Here is a 19,255-nt window from a genome sequence, read left to right on the forward strand (position 1 = left end):
TGTTTGCGGCTATCACGGCAAGCGGGCGCCAAACGCCGGCACCTGGCATTCGATCGTCAGCCGGGCACTTGTCGGCGCGCCCGAGAGCGAACAGCGTTCGCATCCGACCGGCGGCGAGCCGGTCCACCGTTTCCACATCACCAAGCTGCCGCCTGTCGCGTCGGCCGCCAGCGACGAGACGCGGCAAGCCAGTGCTTTCGGCGCTTTGCCCACGACCCTGTTCCGGCCCCTGCCGCCTTACGAAGACCTGCCGCGGCCGCTGTCGCCGTCCGGAGCCTCGGCGCTGATCGAGGAAGGCAAGGAGGCGGTCATAGATACGGCCTCGCCGGTGCTGGATGCCGATGCCGAACCGGGCTTCGCCGTGCTGCGCGGGCTTGCCCTGCACAAACTGCTGCAGATGCTGCCTGGCGTTGACGAAACGGAACGGGGACGCGCGGCGGAGCGCTATGTCGCCAGGGTCGGTGCGCTATGGCCCGCTTCAGAGCGCGAGAAGGCGCTGACCTCGGTCATGGCCATCCTTGGCGATCCCGAGTTCGGCCAGCTGTTCGGGACCTCCTCGCGCGCCGAGGTGGCGATCATGGGCAGCCTGGAGGTCAGGGGAAAAAGGCGCTCGATCTCCGGCAAGATCGACCGGCTGGCGGTGACGACGGATGCGGTCTCGATCGTCGATTACAAGACCAACCGGCCGGCACCTGCTTCCCTGGCCGAGGTTCCGCCGGCCTATCTGCTGCAACTGGCTCTGTACCGCGCGCTATTACAGCCACTTTACCCCGAGCGCGAGGTGAAGGCGGCGCTGCTGTTCACGGAGGCGCCACGGCTGATCGAGCTGCCGGCCAACGCGATGGATGACGCCCTTGCCCGACTCACAGGAGCGTGACACAAGAACTGCTTGAAGAACGGCGCGACAACCACCACATTTGGTGTGACAAAAATTTCGAAAGGACTTCGCATGGCCACCGTCAAGGTCGACAACAACAACTTCAAGGCCGACGTGCTCGACGCCAACGTGCCGGTCGTGGTGGATTTCTGGGCCGAATGGTGCGGCCCTTGCAAGATGATCGGCCCGTCGCTGGAAGAGATTTCCAACGAGCTCGGCGCGAAGGTGAAGATCGCCAAGCTCAACATCGACGAGAACCCCGAACTTGCCGCCCAGTATGGCGTGCGTTCGATCCCGACGCTGATGATCTTCAAGGGCGGCGAAATGGCCGACATGAAGGTCGGCGCGGCGCCCAAGACCGCGCTTTCGCACTGGATCAACGGCAGCCTCTGAGCAGCCTAGTTTGAATAGAAGAAAGCCCGGCCATCGCGCCGGGCTTTTTTCTTGGCGCCATCGCTGGTCCGGTCTGGCCCTGACATGCGAACACCCCATGTCTTCTCTTGGCAGCAGACAACAGGGAGCGAGAAAATGACCGGATCCGCCAAGGCCACCGTCTTCATCGACAATGAACGCGTCATCGTCACCGAATACCGCTTCCAGCCGGGCGACAATACCGGCTGGCATCGCCACGGCCATGACTATGTCGTTGTGCCGCTGATGGACGGCAAGCTGAAGCTGGTGACCAAGGACGGCGAGACCTTCGCCGAGATGAAGAAAGGCGCTCCCTATTTCCGCAAGGAAGGCGTCGAACATGACGTCGTCAGCGCCAATGACGGCGAATATGCTTTCATCGAGATCGAGCTGAAGTAGCCGTCGGCATCGGGCGGGCAAAGGCCTCGCCCGATATCCGGCTGCGCGGTCTTACATGCCCATCACGGATGGCAGCCACAGCACCGTCTGCGGCACGAAGGTGATGACCAGCAACACGGCAAGCACGATCGCGACGATGGGCAGGCTGGCCCAGATCACGTCGCGCATCGGCACCTTGGCGATCGACTGCGTGATCAGCAGATTGAGGCCAAGCGGCGGATGAATCAACCCGACCATGAGGTTGAGCACGATCACGAGGCCGAAATGCGTCGGATCGATGCCGAAGCTCTTCGCCGCCGGCAGGAAGATCGGAACGAGGATGATCGTTGCCGGCGTCGAATCCAGAAACATGCCCGCGACCAGAAACACCACATTGACCAGAAGCAGGAATTCGGTCGGCGACAGGTCGGCATTGTGGAGCAGGTTCTGGATGTCGGCTGGAATGCCATGGACGACGACGAGGTAGGCGATGAAGGACGAAACCGCCACGACGAGCATGATGTTGGCGGTCTGCAGCCCCGCGTCGGTCAACAGGCTCGGAAATTGCCGCCAGCTGAACTCGCGATGGATCACCCAGCCGATGAAGATGGCATAGAGCACCAGAACCGCGCCGAGTTCGGTCACCGTGAACAGGCCGCCCTTGGCGCCGACGACCAGCAGCAGCGGCATGGAAAGCGCCCAGGCGCTGCCCTTGAACTGCCTGCCGATCACGCCCCATGAAGGACGTCCGCGCGCCGAGAGCTCGTGGCGCCGCGCATAATTGGTCACGTAAGCGATCAACGCCACGGCGATGAGGATACCAGGAATGTAGGCGCCGACGAACAGCTTGGTGATGGAGACCTGCGCGATGACCCCGTAGATGACCAGCGGAATGCTGGGCGGGATGATCGGTCCTATGACGGCGGCGCCGGCCGTGAGAGCCGCCGCGAAGGCGCCCGAATAGCCATCCTTGCGCATCTCCGGGATGAGCAGTGCACCGCTCGCCGAGGCATCGGCGACGGCTGAGCCGGAAATGCCGGCCAGAAAGACATTGGTGCCGACATTGACGACGCCGGAGCTGCCGCGGATACGGCCGAGCGCGGAGGAAAACAGGTCCACCACGCGTGTCGTGATGCCGCCGCTGTTCATCACCGAAGCCGCGAGGATGAAGAAGGGAACGGCAAGCAGCGGGAAGGAATCGATCCCGTTCACCATCTTCTGCGCCAGGATGAAGCCCGGCATGCCCCATATCGCGATGACCAGCAGCGCCGAAAGCCCGAGCGCAATGGCGACCGGAACCGCAAGGAGCGCAAGCACGAGGAAAACGACAGATAGCACCAGCAGCATCATCATGACTGAGCACCCCCATGGGCAATGGGCTTGTCGGTTGTCGGCGTTTCCTGTTCGGCATGGCTTGCGCCGAACAGGCGCTCGACGATGAAGAACAGGCCAAGGATGGAGAAGGCCAGCAGCGCGCCGTAGAACCAGTCGAAGCTGATGCCGGTGGCCGGCGCGATCTTCTGGCCGACCACGATCATAAGATGGCGGGCGTAGACGGCGAGAACCGCAAGGAAAATCGCGGTCGCGATATCCACCAGCGTCTTAAGCCGCGTGAAGATGCTGCTGCTCAGCCTGTCGTGCAGCAGATCTATCACGATCAGCTGCCGCTGGCTGACCAGAAGCGCTGCACCCAGGAACGTCATCCAGATGAACAGGATGCGCGAAATCTCCGCCAGACCAGGCGTCGGCGCGCCTATGAAATAACGGCTGAAAACCTGGATGCAGACGAGGATGACGATCGCCAGCAGCGCCGCGCCGACAAGAAAGCCGAGCGCGCGACGCAGAGCGGTGCCAACAGACGTAAGCAGCTTTGGCATCTGGCCACCTCCAGCCGGACGGCGGTTACTTCACCGCCCGGATCTTGTCGATGTAGGGCTGCAGCGCGGCGTCATACTTGGAATCGGCGGCCGCCTTGGCGATGAACTCGTCGAGGTTAGGTTTGTGGACCACGACACCTTGGGCGACGAGTTCGTCGAGCACCTTGGCCTGCGAAGAGTCCGTGTATTCGCGATACCAGTCGGCGCTTTCGTCGGCGCTCTTGGCGAAGGCGTCCTGCAGGCGCTTGTCCAGGCCCTGGTACCAGGGCTCGCCGCACATGAAGCCCATCGTTTCGGCCATGTGGTTGGTCAACAGAAGGTGCTTGGCCACTTCATAGAAACGCTGATCCTTGATCGCCACCAGCGGCTGCTCCACGCCATCGACGACGCCCTGCTGGATGGCCGTGTAGACCTCTTCGAAAGGAACAGTCGCCGGGTTGGCGCCAAGGGCCTGGATGGAGGCGATGTAAGCCGGGATGCCCGGAGCGCGGATTTTGCGACCCTGCAGGTCGGCGAGATTCTCGGCGGGCTTGGTCAGCAGGAACTGGCGGAAGCCGTGGAAGGCCGGGCCCAGAACGCGGAAGCCGGCGTCCTTGGCAATTGCATCGAGGATTTCCTTGCCGACAGGACCGCGCCAGATGCGGAAGAAATGGTCCTCGTCGCGATAGAGATAGGCGACGCCTTCGACATTGGCCGCCGGGTGGAATGAGCCGAGATCGCCGACGCTCTCATACATGCATTCGAGGACGCCGCCCTTAACCTGCTCGACCATCTCGTCGACGGTGCCCAACTGCGAACTGGGAAAGAGCTGGATGGAAACGTCAGCGCCGAGCGCGGCTTCCATCTTTTCCTTGAACACCTGCATTGCCTTGGTGTCCGGGCTGTCGGGCGAACCCGCGCCGCCGATCCTGATGGTGACGCCAGCATGGGCGGAGACGGTGGTGAGCGCGGCGATGCAGGCGGCCGCCAATATGGATTTCAGCATTAGAGTTCCCCTTCTTGTTTTGTCTTGGCTTGTTTGCGTTGGCTTGTCTTGTTCTGGGTTGCGAAAATCGGCGTGCCAGCCGTGGCATGCCTGTTGGTCCTTTCAAACCAGTGTCGTGATGACCTCGTCGAGCGTGTCAACGATGATGTCGATTTCCTCTTCGGTGACGATGTAAGGCGGCGTGATCTGGATATGGTCGCCGCCCTGGCCGAAATTGGCGCCCGGCACGCCGCCGCCCACGATCACCCCACGCTCGCGCATCAGCGAAACGAGCCTGGAGGTGAATGCCTTCTCCGTCGGGAAAGGCTTGCGGGTAGCCCGATCCTCGACGAATTCGACCCCGGCGTAGAGGCCCTTGCCCCTGACGTCGCCGATGCAGGCATGGCGCTGCTGCAACTGCCGCAGCCGCGTCGCCAGATAGTCTCCGATCTGGCGGGGGCGCTTGAACAGGCCTTCCTTCGACATGATGTCGAAAACCTGCTGGCCGATGAAGCAGGAAGCCGGATGGCCGCTATAGGTGAAGCCGTGCACGAAACGCTTGCGGTTCGTGCGGAAGAAATCCGTGACACGATCGTTGACCAGCACGGCGCCAAGCGGCGCGTAGCCGCTGCCGATCGCCTTTCCGCAGGTGATCATGTCGGGCGTGACACCCCAATCGTCGATCGCGAAGGGAACGCCGGTGCGGCCATAGCCGGCCAGCACTTCGTCGGCGACGAAAAGGATGCCGTAGCGATCGCAAATCTCGCGAACGCGCTTGTAGTAGTCCTTGTGCGGAACCAGGCCGGAAGCCGTGGTGCCAACGATCGTCTCGGCAAAGAAGCAGGAGACCGTCTCGGGTCCCTCCAGATTGATCACGCGCTCCAGTTCATCGGCGCAATCGAGCGTACAGCCGCCCTTGTCCTGGCAGTAGGCGCATCTGTACTCGTAAGGCGGCGCGATATGGACGACAGGCAGGAGATAGGGCGCGTAGGGCGTGCGCCAGCTCGTGCGGCCCGACAGAGACAGGGTCGCGATGGTGACGCCGTGATAGCTTTGCCAGCGCGCGATGATCTTGTGACGCTGCGTGTCGCCACGCTCCAGATGATATTGCCGCGCCAGCTTGAGAGCGGTCTCGTTCGCCTCCGAGCCGCCGGACACGAAGTATACCGACGCCATTCCCTTCGGAGCGACCGACAGGATCGATTCAGCCAGTTGCTCCTGCCAGGGATGGGTAAAGGTCGCCGTGTAGGCGAATGTCACCGTGTTCCCGGCATCCGCCAACGCGCGATAGATCTCGGTACGGCCATGGCCGATGCCGACCACGCCGGCGCTGCCCATGCCATCCAGATACGCCTTGCCGTCAGTGTCGTAGACGTAGACGCCGCTTCCGCGAGCGACCTTTGGAAGCTCGGCTGCGTAGTCTCTCGAAAAGATGGAGGACATCACCCAGCCCCAAGCCCCTTTGCTGGGCGCAGACCATCGCGAAACCGTCACAAGCTGTCAATATCAATTATCGATAAACGATAACAAACATGATTTCTCTGATGCGATCTGCTAGAGGAGTTGCAGGGCGACCACGCGAGCGGACCGCCGCCTGGACCGCAAAGCCATGTGTCGCCCTCTGCGCCCCGGCCGTGTGCTGCGTCGCGGGGTTGGTCGACTTGGGGAGTGGTGGGCTGCATGCAAATGGCGAGACGCAAGACCAAGGACGTGTCGGGCGACACGTTTTCCTCGCTGGAGAACGAGATCAGCATGGCGCTTCGAGCCGCCATCGTCGACGGCGAGATCGAGCCGGGCACCCGCCTGATCGAGCTTGATCTCGCGGCACGCTTCAATGTCAGCCAGGGGACGATACGCGCCGCGCTGAAGGAGCTCCAGGCGCAGGGGTTGATCGTCTACAAGCCACGGCGGGGGAATTTCGTCATCACCGTCGAGAAGACCGATGTCTATGAAATCTCAATGCTGCGCGATTCCCTCGAAGCGCTCGGCGCCCGGCTGGCCGCGAAGCGGATGGACGACAGCGGCCGCAAGATGTTGACCGACATACTGAAAGCCATGCGGACGGCGGCCGAAAGCGGCAACCGCAAAAAGCTGATGGAACTGGACTTCGAATTCCACCGCACGGTCATCGGCATTTCGGGCCATCGACGGTTGATGGAAATCTATGAAAGGCTCGAGGGACAGACCCGCATGTTCCTGCGCCTCACGGACCGCTTCTACGAGAACCTGCAGGATATACCCAACCTGCATGAGCCGCTGGTCGCGGCGATCGTCAGCGGCGACGCCGAGACGGCGTTCCAGCTTGCGATCCGGCACGCGGATGCCGATGCCGAGGAACTGGTGTCGAGCATGCTCGCGACAAACGCATAGAGCCGACCGGCCCGCCTTCCCCGGGGTCTGGACGTCAGGTCGGCGGCGTGCCGTTCTCGGCCAGCACCGCGCCGGCCAGATAGAGCGACCCTCCGATCAGGATGCGCGGCGGCGGGCCGTCCCAGGTGTCGCGCAGCAGCATCAGGGCGCTGGCGACGGAACTGACCGGCTCCGCCGTCAGGCCGGCCTCTGTGGCCCGGATTGCCAGTTCGTCGTTCGGCACGCCAGCGTCGCTCATGCCGACCGGCACCGTGTAGACATGCCGGACCAGGCCCTTGAAGGCGCGGAAATAGCCGCTCTGGTCCTTGGTGTTGATCATGCCGGCGATCAGGAACAGCGGACGCGGGCTCTTTTCTTCCTGCTCGGCCATGGCTTCCGCCACGACCACACCGGCGCCCGGATTGTGGCCGCCATCGAGCCAGATGTCGGCCCCCTTCGGCGCCAGGTCCGCCAGCCGGCCCTGCACCAGCTTCTGCATGCGGCCAGGCCATGCGACGTTGGTCATCGCCTTTTCGGCGGCGCGATGACTGATCTCGAAGCCTGCCGCCTTGACGGCCGCGATCGCCGCAGCCGCGTTGGCGAACTGATGGCGGCCGGGCAGGCGCGGCGGCGGAAGGTCCATCAACCCGTCTTCATCCTGATAGACCATGCGGCCGTTTTCCTCGAAGGCGAGGAAATCCTGGCCGTAGACGAAGGTCGGGCATTCCAGACGCTCGGCGGTTTCGATCAGCACCTGCAGCGCGGTATCGCTTTCCTGCGCGCCGATCACCACGGGGCAGCCGCGCTTCATGATGCCGGCCTTTTCGGCGGCGATCAGTTCGACGCGGTCGCCGAGATAGGCTTCATGGTCCATCGAAACCGGCATGATCACGGACACGGCCGGCCTGGCGACGACGTTGGTGGCGTCGAAACGGCCGCCGAGCCCGACCTCGATGATGGCGGCTTCCGCCGGATGTTCCGAAAACAGGATGAAGGTGACGGCGGTGAGGATCTCGAAGACCGTGATCTTCTGGCCTGCATTGGCCTTGGCGACGCGGGCGATGGCCTCGGCGAAGGTCTCATCGTCGACGAGTCTGCCGCCGCCTTCGGCGGCAAGCCGGTAGCGCTCGGCCCAGTTCACCAGATGCGGCGAGGTGTGGACATGGACAAGCCGGCCTGAAGCTTCGAGCAGCGCCCGCGAGAAGGCGGCGCAGGAGCCCTTGCCGTTGGTGCCGGCGATATGGATGACCGGCGGCAGCAGGTCCTGCGGATTGCTCAGCCGCTCCAGAAGCCGCGTGATGCGGTCGAGCGAAAGGTCGAAGCCTTTCGGATGAAGCGCCATCAGGGCTTCTATTTCGCGGTCGGCGGCGAGCGTTGTCATGACGACAGCCCTTCAATAAACGTGTGAGCGCAAGTCAGAATCTCCACCTGGACGCGGTTTGCCAAGCCTTCGTCATCCTGGGGCGGAGCAGGAGCGCAGCTCCGTCGCGGAGACCCCGGGATCCATGCCGTGACGCCTATCGAAGGGCACAGCGGCCCAAGAAGGCATGTCTGATTCATGCCTTGCTGTCCCGGTTTCCTAGCAAAATATCCACTCACACGCCTCTAAATCATCCTAGATTCCGTAGCCGTGGCGCAGTTCACTGGTCACGGCATGGATCCTAGGGTCTGCGCGACGGAGCTGAACTCCTGCTTCGCCCTAGGATGACGAAGGCGCGCCCCTCGCGCAATCGCTGTTCGCGGCGGCCAATGTCGCGTCAGGCTGGTGTTCGGGCCAGGCCTGCGTCGTATCAGGCCTGCGGACGCGCTTCGGCGGTGACAACAGCCGGCGGCAGGATTTCCGGCTCCAGCGGCTTTTGCTCTTCCGGCAGCTTGAGCAGCATCTTCAGCAGGCGCGCGACCGTCTGGCGCATTTCGAGCCGCGACACCACCATGTCGACCATGCCGTGCTCCATCAGATATTCGGAGCGCTGGAAGCCGTCCGGCAGTTTTTCACGGATGGTCTGTTCGATGACGCGCGGTCCGGCGAAGCCGATCAACGCGCCGGGTTCGGCAATGTGGACGTCGCCCAGCATGGCATAGGAGGCGGTCACGCCGCCCGTGGTAGGATTGGTCAGGACGACGATATAGGGAAGCCCGGCTTCCTTAAGCCGGTCGACGCCGACCGTGGTGCGCGGCAGTTGCATGAGCGACAGGATACCCTCCTGCATGCGCGCGCCGCCGGACGCGGCGAACAGGATCAGCGGCCGCTTGCGCTGCAGGGCGACCTCGAAAGCGTGCACGATGGCATCGCCCGCCGCCATGCCGAGGGAGCCGCCCATGAAGGCGAAGTCCTGTACCGTCACCACCACCGGCAGGCCTTCGATGGTGCCCAGCGCGTTGACGATCGCGTCCTCCAGGCCTGTCTTGGCCTTGGCGTCCTTCAGGCGATCCGTGTAGCGCTTCTCGTCGCGGAACTTCAGCGGATCCTGCACGACCTTCGGGTTTTCGAGCTGCTCGTACTTGCCGTCGTCGAGGAAGTATTTCAGCCGCTCCTTGGCCGAGATCTTCATGTGATGGCCGGACGAGGGAATGACGAACTGGTTGGATTCCAGGTCCTTGTGGAACACCATCTCGCCGGTCTCGGGATCCTTGATCCAGAGGTTTTCGGGCATGTCGGTACGCCGGCCGAGCATCGAATTGATCTTCGGGCGAACGTAATTGGTGATCCAGTTCATCGCTTCGGCTCCTGTCCTGACGAAGAATTAAAGCATGCCGCCCATGGTCGGACCCGGCTTTGGGGGCACTCACAAACCAGAGTTAGGATGACTATTCGGCAGCAGCAAGGCGGGCCGAACGTACGCCCTGGGCAAGGCCGCTGACCAGCGTGGCGACGGCTTCGGTCGGATCGGCGGTCTTTTCGCCCTTCGGCCCCAGCACATTGGCGACCGCGTTGACGATCGCCGTGCCGACGACGACGCCGTCGGCGTTGGCGCCGATGACGCGCGCCTGCTCGGCGGTCTTGACGCCGAAGCCGACGCAGACCGGCAGGCTGGTGTGACCCTTGATGCGCTGGACCGCGGTGGCGACCTTGCCGGTATCGGCGAGCGCCGAGCCTGTGATGCCGGTCATCGATACGTAGTAGACGAAGCCGGACGTGTTCTCGAGCACCTTGGGCAGGCGCTTGTCGTCGGTGGTCGGCGTCGCCAGCCGGATGAAGTTGATGCCGGCCTTCAGCGCGGGAATGCAGAGCTCCTCGTCCATCTCCGGCGGCAGGTCGACGATGATGAGGCCGTCGATGCCGCTCGCCTTGGCATCGGTGAGGAAACGGTCGACGCCGTAGATGTAGATCGGGTTGTAATAGCCCATCAACACGATCGGGGTTTCATCGTCGCCGGCGCGGAAATCCGATGCCATCTTCAGCGTCTTGACCAGCGTCTGGCCACCCTTCAGTGCGCGCAGGCCAGCGGCCTGGATCGCCGGGCCGTCGGCCATCGGATCGGAAAACGGCATGCCGAGTTCGATAACATCGGAGCCGGCCGCCGGCAGTGCCTTCATGATCGACAGGGAGGTATCGTAATCGGGATCGCCACCCATGAAATAGGTGACGAGCGCCGGGCGGCCCTCGGACTTCAGCTTCGCCATGCGGCGGTCGATGCGGGTCGTCATGCCTGGCCCTTTGGACGAATTCTGCTCATAATCAACTCCCAATCGAAACCGGCCAAAGGGCCTAGATCTCCATACCCAGCATCGAGGCCACCGTGTGCACGTCCTTGTCGCCACGGCCGGACAGGTTGACGATGACGATCTGGTCCTTGTCCATGGCGGGCACGATCTTGACCGCGTGGGCGATGGCGTGCGCGGATTCCAGCGCCGGGATGATGCCTTCGACACGCGTCGTCAGCTTGAAGGCCTCCAGCGCCTCGTTGTCGAGGATCGGCACATATTCGACGCGGCCCGAGTCGCGCAGCCAGGAATGCTCCGGCCCGACGCCGGGATAGTCGAGGCCCGCCGAGATCGAATGACCGTCCATGATCTGGCCGTCGGCATTCTGCAGCAGATAGGTGCGGTTGCCATGCAGCACGCCGGGCGAGCCGGCATTCATCGAGGCGCAATGCTCGATGCCGTCAAGGCCACGCCCGCCGGCCTCGATGCCGATGATGCGCACGTCCTTGTCGTCAAGGAAGGGGTGGAACAGGCCGATGGCGTTCGAACCGCCGCCGACGGCGGCGATGATGGTGTCGGGCAGGCGGCCTTCCTGTTCGAGAATCTGCGCGCGCGCCTCCGAGCCGATCACCGACTGGAAGTCGCGCACCAGTTCCGGATAGGGATGCGGGCCGGCGGCGGTGCCGATCAGGTAATAGGTATCCTCGACATTGGTGACCCAATCACGAAGGGCTTCGTTCATGGCGTCCTTCAGCGTGCCGTGGCCGGCGGTGACCGGCCGCACTTCGGCGCCAAGCAGCTTCATGCGGAAGACGTTGGGGCTTTGGCGGGCGACGTCGGTGGCGCCCATATAGACCACGCAGGGGTAGCCGAAGCGCGCCGCCACGGTGGCGGACGCCACGCCATGCTGGCCGGCGCCGGTCTCGGCGATGATGCGCTTCTTGCCCATGCGCTTGGCCAGCAGGATCTGGCCGAGGCAGTTGTTGATCTTGTGCGAACCGGTGTGGTTCAGGTCCTCGCGCTTGAAGTAGACCTTGGCGCCGCCGAGATGCCTGGTCAGGCCTTCGGCGAAGTAGAGCTTCGAGGGCCGCCCGGCATAGTGCGTCGACAGGTCGGCGAGTTCGGCCCTGAACTCCGGATCGTTCTTGACCTCGTTCCATTGCCGCTCAAGATCGAGGATCAGCGGCATCAGCGTTTCGGCGACGAAACGACCGCCGAAAATGCCGAACATGCCCTGCTCGTCGGGTCCGGTGCGGAAGGAATTGGGCGTCGCCGGCTTGTTCATTGCCGATCTCCTGAATCTTATGTTTTGAGCATGTCCTTGTCGGAAAACCGGATTCCACTTTTCCGGGACATGCTCTGGTTTGAGCCGGTCAGGCGGCGCGGTCGTCGCGTGCTGCCCTGACGGCCCGGAAGAACTGCTCGATCAGCGCCGGATCCTTGACGCCCGGTGCGCTCTCCACACCCGAGGAAATGTCTATGGCGGGCGGATTGGCAAGCCGAAGGGCATCGCCGATGTTGGCGGCGTTGAGCCCACCGGAAAGCATGTAATCGACGCCGGCGTCAAGACCGGCGAGGATGCGCCAGTCGAAGGCCACGCCATTGCCGCCGGGCAATACCGAACCCTTTGGCGGCTTGGCGTCGAACAGGAACCGATCGGCGACGCCGATGAACGGCTTGATCCGGTCGAGATCGGCGGCCTCGCTGAGCGGCAGCGCCTTCATGACAGGCAGGCCATAACGGGCTTTCAATTCCAATAGCCGCTCGGGCGTTTCGGAGCCGTGCAGTTGCAGCATGTCGGGCTGCATTTTCTCGACGATCTCGTCGAGAAACGCGTCGCTGGCGTCGACCGTGACGGCGACCGCCAGGGCCTTGCCGCGTGCCATCTCACGCAGCCGCCCGGCTTCCGCCGGATCGACATAGCGCGGGCTCTTGGCGAAGAAGATGAAGCCGACATGGCTGGCGCCGCCCGAAAGGGCCGCCGCCATTGCCTGGTCGGTCTTCAAGCCGCAGATCTTGATATCGAGCGCCATGGCGCGGAATTGGCATGAAATCGCGGCGGAGTCGAGGAAAAGCATGCTGTTTGCCGGCACGGCCAAAGGCGCTACCTATGGATGGACAGGACACAGGCGGGAGCAGGACCATGGCCGACCAGACCGTTGCAGAACTCAGGCAGAAGATCGCGCAGGCGCGTGAAGTGATCGCGCACCTGATAGCCAAGGCCGCCTTCGACGGGGCGGAAGCGCACCGGGCGCTCGATTATTTCGGCGGCGATGCGTTCGACCGGAATTTTTTGCCGTGGCCGCATCATGCTGATGAAGGGCTGCGGCCGGAGGAATTGAATGCGGCGAATGATGATTGAGGGGGCGCGCAGGGCTGGCCAACCGCCGCTTCGTCATCCTAGGGCGGAGCGACGCGAAGCGGAGCGCAGACCCTAGGATGACGACGTTGGGGCAGCTTTAGCCATTCTCCAGCGTCGTCCCATGGGAGGCGAAATCAGGCGCCCTACTCAAAAACAATCGCCTGCAACGCGCCGCCATTGCGCTTCAGCCAGTCCTTGCAGCGATCGGTATCCGGGCAAAGCTTCTCGCACAGTTTCCAGAATTTCGGACCGTGGTTCATCTCCTTGAGATGCGCCACCTCATGCGCGACGAGGTAGTTGATCACAGGCGGCGGCGCCATCATGATGCGCCAGGAGAAGGACAGATTGCCTTCGGAAGTGCAGGAGCCCCAGCGGCTGGAGGTATCCTTGTAGCGGATCGCCTTGGCGCGCTTGCCGAGCGCCTCGGTGTGCCTGATCACCAGCTTCTCGATGTCCTTCTTGGCCTCGCGCTTCAAGAAATCGGCGATGCGGCGCGGCAGGTGCACCCGCTCGCCATGCACGATCAGGAGCGCGCCGCGCTCGTCGCGCGACACCGTGACGGTGCCGCGCTTGGACGGTTCGTGGACGATGCGGTGCGGCACGCCGCGCACCGGTATCTTGATGCCGGGCCGCACCTGGGGCCGCGTCGGCACCTTGGCCAGCCTTTGCTCCAGCCACTCCTGGTGACGGTCGAGGAACCTGTCCACCTCGCCGCGGCGCAGGCCCGGCGGCACGGTGATGCGCAGCCCCTGGCCGCCGGAATCGATGCGCAGTGTCAGCCGCCTGGCCCTCGCGCTCTCGACGATCTTGAGCGGCAGTGTGCGGCCGGCGACGCAATATTCGCGTTCCACGACAGGCGTGGGTTTGGGCTTGGTCAGATTGCGGAAGAATCCGATGGTCATGGCGGGACGATACGCGATTCGAGGAAACCAATAGAACAAAAAAGAAACGGCGCCGCTTGCGCGACGCCGTCGTCATACCTCAGCCTGTCGCGCGGCTTCAGTCGTCGAGCAGGTTCGAGCCCTTGCCACGCTTGGTGGGGGTCGTGCCGGTGCTCGGATCGGTCTTGGCCGGTGCGGTCGACTTGTTGCGATTGGCCATGAACCGGTCGAACTCGTCCTGGTCCTTGGCGCGGCGCAATTCACGGGCGTAGTCGTCGAACTCGGTCAACATGTCGTCGAGCTTGCGGCGTTCCTCGGCGAGGCGCTCGAGTTCCTTTTCGCGCCAATCGTCGAAAGCGACGTTGCCGGTGCGGGCCGAGCCGTTGCCCCAGCGCGCGGCCTTTTCGGAACCGCGGCGGCAGCCGGCGAAGATGCCGTCGGTCGCGCGGTTGACGTCACGCTTGAAGCCGTCAAGCCGGTCGCCCCAGATGATGTAGGCGAGCATGGCGAAGCCGAGCGGCCAGAACACCATGAAGCCGATCACCATCAACGCGATGGTTGCCGGCGTCCAGGCCGGGCGGATCAATGCAGATGTGTTCATTTTCTCCCATTCCTTCGGTTGGAGACAGCCAGAACCGGCTGCGTGGAATCGAGATGGGATGGCGAAAACGGCGATTCAAGACAGCTTCGTCCGAAACCGGACAAGGTTCTGAAATGATTATCGCTTTTTGAGCATGTCGAGGAAAAGCACGCCCAGACCGGCGATCAGCCCCCAAAATGCGGCGCCGACGCCGAACAGCGTCAGGCCCGAGGCGGTGACGACGAAGGTCACGGTGGCGGCCATACGCTCGCCCTCTTCCTTCAGCGCGATCGCCAGCGCGTTGGCGAGCGAAGCCATGAGCGCGAGGCCGGCGACAAGCACGATCAGGCTCTGCGGCAGGACGGCGAAGATCGCCACCAGGGAGGCGCCGAAGATGGCGAAGATCAGATAGGCAAGCGCGTAGAACGGCCCGGTCTTCCAGCGCTCGGCGGGATCGGGATGGACATCCGGCCCGGTGCAGATCGCCGCCGAGATCGCCGCCAGATTGGTGGTCGAGCCGCCGAACGGCGCGGATAGCAGCGAAAAGAAACCGGTGACGCCGATCAGCGGGCCAGGCTCCGGATGGTAACCGGCGGCGCGCAACACGGCGAGGCCGGACAGGTTCTGCGAGGCCATGGTGACGAGATAGAGCGGCAGCGCCAGCCCGATCACCGCCTTGGCGGTGAAGACGGGCGCGATCAGCGTCAGCGTCGACAGTTCCGGTGTGGGCAGGCCGCCGACTCGGCCGGTGAGAAACGCGGCGAGGCCGCCGCCGACCAGCACGGCCAGCACCGACAGCGCGGGGTTGAACAGGCGGATGACGAAGAAAGCCACGATCAGCGGCAGGATCAGCCAGGGGTCGACGGGAATGGTCTTGACCGCGTTGAGGGCGAAGGTGACGACGATGCCGGCCAGCATGCCGGAAGCGACCGAGGGCGGTATTTTCGAGATCAGCTGCGTCAGCGGCCGAAACAGGCCGGTGGCGATCAGCAGGACGGCGGTGACGATGAAGGCGGCGACCGCCTCGCCGATCGAAAAGCCGCTCGATGCCGCCATCAGTGCCAGGCCCGGCGTCGACCAGGCGGTGATGACAGGCATTTTGGTGCGCCACGACAGCCACAGGCTCTCGATCGCCATGGCCAGGCAGATGGTCGTGACCCAGCTCGCGGTCTGAATTTGCGTCGCGCCGACCGCGTGCGCGGCGGCGATGACGATGGCCAGCGTGCCGCCGAAGCCGACAATGGCCGCGACGAAGGCGGATATCGGTATGGACAGGCGCATGCTCAATTGCTCCGCCCGGCCATGTCGCCCACCACCCGCAGCAGCATGTCGAGATCCTGCGGCCGCGACAGGCGGTGGTCGCTGTCGGGGATCAGCGACAGCGTCACGTCGTCGGCCGGCAGCAGCCCGACAAGCTTCAGCGCGTGGCTCGAAGGTACGTCCGGGTCAGCCAAGCCCTGCAGGATATGCACCGGGCAATGGGTGTCGATCGGGCCGGTCATGACGAGATTACGGCGGCCGTCCTCGATCAGGGCGCGCGTGTAGATGTAGGGTTCGCTGGAATAATCCGATGGCTCGGCGAAGAACCCTTTCTCGGCAAGATCGTGCTTCTGCGCTTCGGTCAGCGCCGGTTCGACCAGTTCCGCGGTAAAATCCGGCGCCGGCGCCAGCAACACCAGCCCGACGACGTTGGCGTCGCCGCTCTTGCGCAATTCCTGCACCATGCGCAGCGCGATCCAGGCGCCCATCGAGGAGCCGACCAGGATTTGCCGGCCCCTGGCGAAATGGCGGAACACGGCAAGGCTCTGCGAAAGCCATTTCGAGATCGTGCCATCGGCAAAGTCGCCGCCGGATTCGCCGTGGCCGGAATAGTCATGGCGCAGGAAGCCGCGGCCTTCGCTCGCCGCCCAGTCCGACAGCGTCTGCGCCTTCGTGCCCAGCATGTCGGACTTGTAGCCGCCAAGCCAGACGATGCCGGGCGCCGAGCCCGCCGAGTGGCGTACCGCGATGCGCGTTCCGTTCACGTCGAGGAAGGTTGGCGGGGTTACGGACATGACTTCTCCTTAGGCCGGTCTTTTGGCACAGCCTCAGGCGAGGCGAAAAGTGCTCGTATTGTTTCTTTGTTTGGCACAGGCCAGTGATCAGGGTGATTTTCCATCAATGCTATGCTATTGACTCCGCCCGCGCGCTTCCCACATTGGCGCGTCCAAGCATCTGACTGACAGACCCTGAACGAAACGGCCAAGGAGACCACGACCATTCGCAGACCTTTCAAAGCAGCGGCGCCTACCAAGGACGGCCCGCGCTCCAACCGTGATATCCGGGTTCCCCGGGTCCAGCTTATCGACGCCGAAGGCCAGAACCGTGGCGAAGTTTCCATCAACGACGCATTGCTGCTCGCCGAAGAGGCAGGGCTCGATCTCGTCGAAATCTCGCCCAACGCACAGCCGCCCGTCGTAAAAATTCTCGATCTCGGCAAGTTGAAATACGCCAACCAGAAGAAGGCGGCCGAGGCGCGCAAGAATCAGAAGGTCATCGAGATCAAGGAGATCAAGATGCGCCCGAACATCGACAGCCATGACTACGACACCAAGATGAAGGCGGTGCGCCGCTTCTTCGAGGAAGGCGACAAGGTCAAGCTGACGCTGCGCTTCCGTGGCCGCGAGATGGCGCATATGGAGCTCGGCATGCAGCTCCTGAACAAGGTGCGCGAGGAAGTGGCCACGATCGCCAAGGTCGAGGCCGAGCCGAAGCTCGAAGGCCGCCAGATGATGATGGTGCTGGCGCCGCGCTAGGCCTGCCTTCGCCTGAGGTGCCTTGGATCACGGCACGGTCACGAAAAGGTTAGGCGAGCCACCACGCTCCAAAACCGCCTGAATTGTGATACAGGGCGTCCCGACGACCGTCGAGACGCCCTTTTCATGGCAGCCGCGGCGGTTGTGTATTTCGTGCATGTCGTGCGTCCAAAGCCGGAGCCATTTGGGCAGCGCGCATCAGGCTCTTCGACGATCGGAATGCTTTCTTGGACAATGAACTGAAGTACGGGCTGGGCAATTACCAGCAGATACGCAGGCTGGTGCTCGCCGTTCTGGTGATCGTGCTGTTCCTGGCACTGCTGTTCGGCCAGTCGACCTTTCCGCCCGATACGCCGGTGCATGAAACGATCGAAATGTTCGGCGTGCTGCTGATCTTCCTCGGCATCGTCGGGCGGCTCTGGGCGACGCTCTATATCGGCGGGCGCAAATCCTCCGAAGTGGTTACCGGCGGCCCCTACTCGATCACCCGCAATCCGCTTTACGTGTTTTCGACCGTCGCCGCGGCTGGCGTCGGCGCGCAGATCGGCTCGTTCACCGGCATCATCCTGTTCGCGGCGCTGTGCGCGGGCGCCTTCCACATCGTCATCCTGCGCGAGGAAAAGTTCCTCAAGGAAGCGCTCGGCGCGCCTTACCTTGCCTATCTGGAGAAGGTCCCGCGCTTCTTCCCGAAGCTGTCGCTCTACAATGAAGGCGACACCGGCAGCTTCAAGCCGCGCCTTCTCCTGAACACGCTGCTCGACGGGCTGGTGTTCCTGATCGCGCTGCCGGCCTTCGAACTGATCGACGGCGCGCAGCTGTCGGGCGTGCTGCCGGTGTGGTTCACCCTGCCCTGACAGATCCGCTATGCGGTGGGTGTTGCGCACGCGCCGTCTTTGATCTATAGGACCGCCGTTCAAGAAAACCGCCCGGCAGGGCATGCCGTGGCGGTTTCATTTGCTTTTCGGGCTTTGGTCGGCCCGAAGCGAACAAGAAGCGCGATAGTGCGCCAACAATACGGAGTAGCAAAATGCCCAAGATGAAGACCAAATCGGCCGCCAAGAAGCGGTTCAAGATCACCGGTACGGGTAAAGTCCTGTCGGCTGCGGCCGGCAAGCGTCACGGCATGATCAAGCGTTCCAACAAGTTCATTCGAAATGCCCGCGGCACGATGGTTCTGGCTGAACCGGACGGCAAGAAGGTCATCAAGAATTTTCTGCCGAACGGCCTCTGAGCACTCGGCCCGGAACAGCATTTAAGGAGATCATGACATGGCACGCGTAAAAAGAGGCGTCACCGCTCACGCCAAGCACAAGAAGGTCCTGAAAGCCGCGAAAGGCTTCTACGGCCGCCGCAAGAACACCATCCGCATCGCCAAGCAGGCGGTGGAAAAGTCGCTGCAGTACGCCTACCGCGACCGCAAGAACCGCAAGCGCTCGTTCCGCGCGCTGTGGATCCAGCGCATCAACGCCGCGACCCACGAGCATGGCCTGACCTATGGCCGCTTCATCGACGGCCTCAACAAGGCCGGCATCGAGATCGATCGCAAGATCCTGTCCGACATGGCCATCCACGAGCCGCAGGCCTTCGCCGCGCTGGTGGCCAAGGCCAAGGTCGCGCTCGAATATCTGAAGAACACCACGCCGAACGCTTTTGAAAGCGCTGTCGCCTAAGACCAGCGCTTCCCAAGCACTTTCGACACTTGATTTGGGGAACCCGCGCTGGCACGGCTGGCGCGGGTTTTCTTATGCCTGATGTAACCAAATTGGCGACACGCCCGATGATGGCGGGTTGCCCGACCGAGAGAGTTTCGCCGTGAACGCCACCGCTGGAAATCTTGAAGCCCTGGAAGCTTCACTTCTTGCCGATATCGCTTCGGCCGCCGACGAGCCTGCGATCGAGGCCGTGCGCGTCGCGGCACTCGGCAAGAAGGGGTCGATCTCCGAAATGCTGAAGACGCTCGGCGCCATGAGCGCCGAGGAGCGCCAGGTCAAGGGCCCGGCCATCAACGGCCTCAAGAACCGCGTCACCGAGGCGCTGACCGCCCGCAAGAGAGAACTGAGGGACGTCGCGATCACCGCGCGCCTCGTCGCCGAGAAGGTCGATGTCACGCTGCCGGTACGGCAGTCGCCGGCCGAG

At 63.4% G+C, this 19,255-nt stretch carries 22 protein-coding genes and 1 pseudogene; 10 read left to right on the top strand and 13 right to left on the bottom strand.

Features of this window, described 5'->3' with window-relative positions:
• The 3 genes from J0I79_RS28680 to J0I79_RS28690 form a co-directional block, all read left to right on the top strand.
• Window positions 1-877 (top strand): PD-(D/E)XK nuclease family protein (locus J0I79_RS28680; protein WP_292867251.1); only part of this gene is annotated, 877 nt, incomplete at its 5' end.
• A 72-nt stretch (window positions 878-949) separates the two neighbouring features.
• On the top strand, window positions 950-1,270 hold the full coding sequence (trxA, locus tag J0I79_RS28685; RefSeq protein WP_292867253.1) for a thioredoxin: 321 nt from the start codon (window positions 950-952) through the stop codon (window positions 1,268-1,270).
• 135 nt (window positions 1,271-1,405) lie between these two features.
• On the top strand, window positions 1,406-1,687 hold the full coding sequence (locus tag J0I79_RS28690; protein WP_292867255.1) for a cupin domain-containing protein: 282 nt from the start codon (window positions 1,406-1,408) through the stop codon (window positions 1,685-1,687).
• Between the two features lie 51 nt (window positions 1,688-1,738).
• Here J0I79_RS28690 and J0I79_RS28695 read toward each other — a convergent pair whose 3' ends face one another.
• From J0I79_RS28695 to J0I79_RS28710, 4 genes are all read right to left on the bottom strand, one after another.
• Window positions 1,739-3,019 (bottom strand): TRAP transporter large permease, encoded by a 1,281-nt coding sequence (locus J0I79_RS28695; protein ID WP_292867257.1) that lies wholly within the window; start codon window positions 3,017-3,019, stop codon window positions 1,739-1,741.
• Window positions 3,016-3,543, bottom strand: a complete 528-nt coding sequence (locus tag J0I79_RS28700) for a TRAP transporter small permease (protein WP_292867260.1) — start codon at window positions 3,541-3,543, stop codon at window positions 3,016-3,018. The genes J0I79_RS28695 and J0I79_RS28700 overlap by 4 nt, the downstream gene beginning before the upstream one ends.
• A gap of 25 nt (window positions 3,544-3,568) precedes the next feature.
• Complete coding sequence (locus tag J0I79_RS28705) at window positions 3,569-4,528, bottom strand: TRAP transporter substrate-binding protein (protein WP_292867263.1); 960 nt, start codon at window positions 4,526-4,528, stop codon at window positions 3,569-3,571.
• 102 nt (window positions 4,529-4,630) lie between these two features.
• Window positions 4,631-5,950 carry an aspartate aminotransferase family protein gene (locus tag J0I79_RS28710; RefSeq protein WP_292867266.1) on the bottom strand — a complete coding sequence of 440 codons (1,320 nt, stop codon included), beginning with the start codon at window positions 5,948-5,950 and terminating at the stop codon, window positions 4,631-4,633.
• Window positions 5,951-6,187: 237 nt separating this feature from the next.
• On the opposite strand from J0I79_RS28710, the gene J0I79_RS28715 reads away from it, so the two are divergent.
• Complete coding sequence (locus tag J0I79_RS28715; RefSeq protein WP_292867269.1) at window positions 6,188-6,877, top strand: GntR family transcriptional regulator; 690 nt, start codon at window positions 6,188-6,190, stop codon at window positions 6,875-6,877.
• 34 nt (window positions 6,878-6,911) lie between these two features.
• Here the strand turns inward: J0I79_RS28715 and J0I79_RS28720 are convergent, their stop codons facing one another.
• The 5 genes from J0I79_RS28720 to J0I79_RS28740 all read right to left on the bottom strand — a co-directional run bounded on the left by J0I79_RS28720 (window position 6,912) and on the right by J0I79_RS28740 (window position 12,534).
• Window positions 6,912-8,237, bottom strand: a complete 1,326-nt coding sequence (locus J0I79_RS28720) for a folylpolyglutamate synthase/dihydrofolate synthase family protein (protein ID WP_292867272.1) — start codon at window positions 8,235-8,237, stop codon at window positions 6,912-6,914.
• A 409-nt stretch (window positions 8,238-8,646) separates the two neighbouring features.
• The gene (gene accD, locus J0I79_RS28725) at window positions 8,647-9,573 is read right to left on the bottom strand and encodes an acetyl-CoA carboxylase, carboxyltransferase subunit beta (RefSeq protein WP_292867275.1); all 927 of its coding nucleotides are present in this window, start codon (window positions 9,571-9,573) and stop codon (window positions 8,647-8,649) included.
• Window positions 9,574-9,664: 91 nt separating this feature from the next.
• Window positions 9,665-10,504, bottom strand: a complete 840-nt coding sequence (gene trpA, locus J0I79_RS28730) for a tryptophan synthase subunit alpha (RefSeq protein ID WP_292867277.1) — start codon at window positions 10,502-10,504, stop codon at window positions 9,665-9,667.
• 61 nt (window positions 10,505-10,565) lie between these two features.
• A complete protein-coding gene (gene trpB / locus J0I79_RS28735) occupies window positions 10,566-11,786 on the bottom strand; it encodes a tryptophan synthase subunit beta (protein ID WP_292867280.1) in 1,221 nt (406 codons plus the stop codon).
• A gap of 88 nt (window positions 11,787-11,874) precedes the next feature.
• Entirely contained in the window at window positions 11,875-12,534 is a 660-nt protein-coding gene (locus J0I79_RS28740; RefSeq protein ID WP_292867304.1) for a phosphoribosylanthranilate isomerase, read from the bottom strand.
• Between the two features lie 110 nt (window positions 12,535-12,644).
• Here J0I79_RS28740 and J0I79_RS28745 point away from each other — a divergent pair, with 110 nt between their 5' ends.
• The gene (locus J0I79_RS28745; RefSeq protein WP_292867283.1) at window positions 12,645-12,863 is read left to right on the top strand and encodes a hypothetical protein; all 219 of its coding nucleotides are present in this window, start codon (window positions 12,645-12,647) and stop codon (window positions 12,861-12,863) included.
• A gap of 143 nt (window positions 12,864-13,006) precedes the next feature.
• Here the strand turns inward: J0I79_RS28745 and J0I79_RS28750 are convergent, their stop codons facing one another.
• The 4 genes from J0I79_RS28750 to J0I79_RS28765 form a co-directional block, all read right to left on the bottom strand.
• Window positions 13,007-13,765: a M48 family metallopeptidase gene (locus J0I79_RS28750; protein WP_292867286.1), complete on the bottom strand. Its 759-nt coding sequence runs from the start codon at window positions 13,763-13,765 to the stop codon at window positions 13,007-13,009.
• A 97-nt stretch (window positions 13,766-13,862) separates the two neighbouring features.
• The gene (locus J0I79_RS28755) at window positions 13,863-14,345 is read right to left on the bottom strand and encodes a DUF2852 domain-containing protein (protein WP_292867289.1); all 483 of its coding nucleotides are present in this window, start codon (window positions 14,343-14,345) and stop codon (window positions 13,863-13,865) included.
• Between the two features lie 117 nt (window positions 14,346-14,462).
• Entirely contained in the window at window positions 14,463-15,605 is a 1,143-nt protein-coding gene (locus J0I79_RS28760; RefSeq protein ID WP_292867292.1) for a benzoate/H(+) symporter BenE family transporter, read from the bottom strand.
• A 2-nt stretch (window positions 15,606-15,607) separates the two neighbouring features.
• Window positions 15,608-16,378: an alpha/beta hydrolase gene (locus tag J0I79_RS28765; protein WP_292867295.1), complete on the bottom strand. Its 771-nt coding sequence runs from the start codon at window positions 16,376-16,378 to the stop codon at window positions 15,608-15,610.
• Between the two features lie 204 nt (window positions 16,379-16,582).
• On the opposite strand from J0I79_RS28765, the gene infC reads away from it, so the two are divergent.
• From infC to J0I79_RS28790, 5 genes and pseudogenes are all read left to right on the top strand, one after another.
• Complete coding sequence (gene infC, locus J0I79_RS28770; protein WP_292867308.1) at window positions 16,583-17,119, top strand: translation initiation factor IF-3; 537 nt, start codon at window positions 16,583-16,585, stop codon at window positions 17,117-17,119.
• A 227-nt stretch (window positions 17,120-17,346) separates the two neighbouring features.
• A complete protein-coding gene (locus J0I79_RS28775) occupies window positions 17,347-17,973 on the top strand; it encodes an isoprenylcysteine carboxylmethyltransferase family protein (RefSeq protein WP_292867298.1) in 627 nt (208 codons plus the stop codon).
• 173 nt (window positions 17,974-18,146) lie between these two features.
• Window positions 18,147-18,350, top strand: coding sequence for a 50S ribosomal protein L35 (gene rpmI / locus J0I79_RS28780; protein WP_006201248.1), 204 nt, complete (start codon window positions 18,147-18,149; stop codon window positions 18,348-18,350).
• 37 nt (window positions 18,351-18,387) lie between these two features.
• Entirely contained in the window at window positions 18,388-18,789 is a 402-nt protein-coding gene (gene rplT / locus J0I79_RS28785) for a 50S ribosomal protein L20 (RefSeq protein WP_027053776.1), read from the top strand.
• 142 nt (window positions 18,790-18,931) lie between these two features.
• Window positions 18,932-19,255, top strand: a pseudogene (locus J0I79_RS28790) (phenylalanine--tRNA ligase subunit alpha); the annotation flags it as partial.

Origin of the sequence: Mesorhizobium sp. (assembly GCF_017306585.1) — a bacterium.
In the GTDB taxonomy this organism is placed as follows: domain Bacteria; phylum Pseudomonadota; class Alphaproteobacteria; order Rhizobiales; family Rhizobiaceae; genus Mesorhizobium.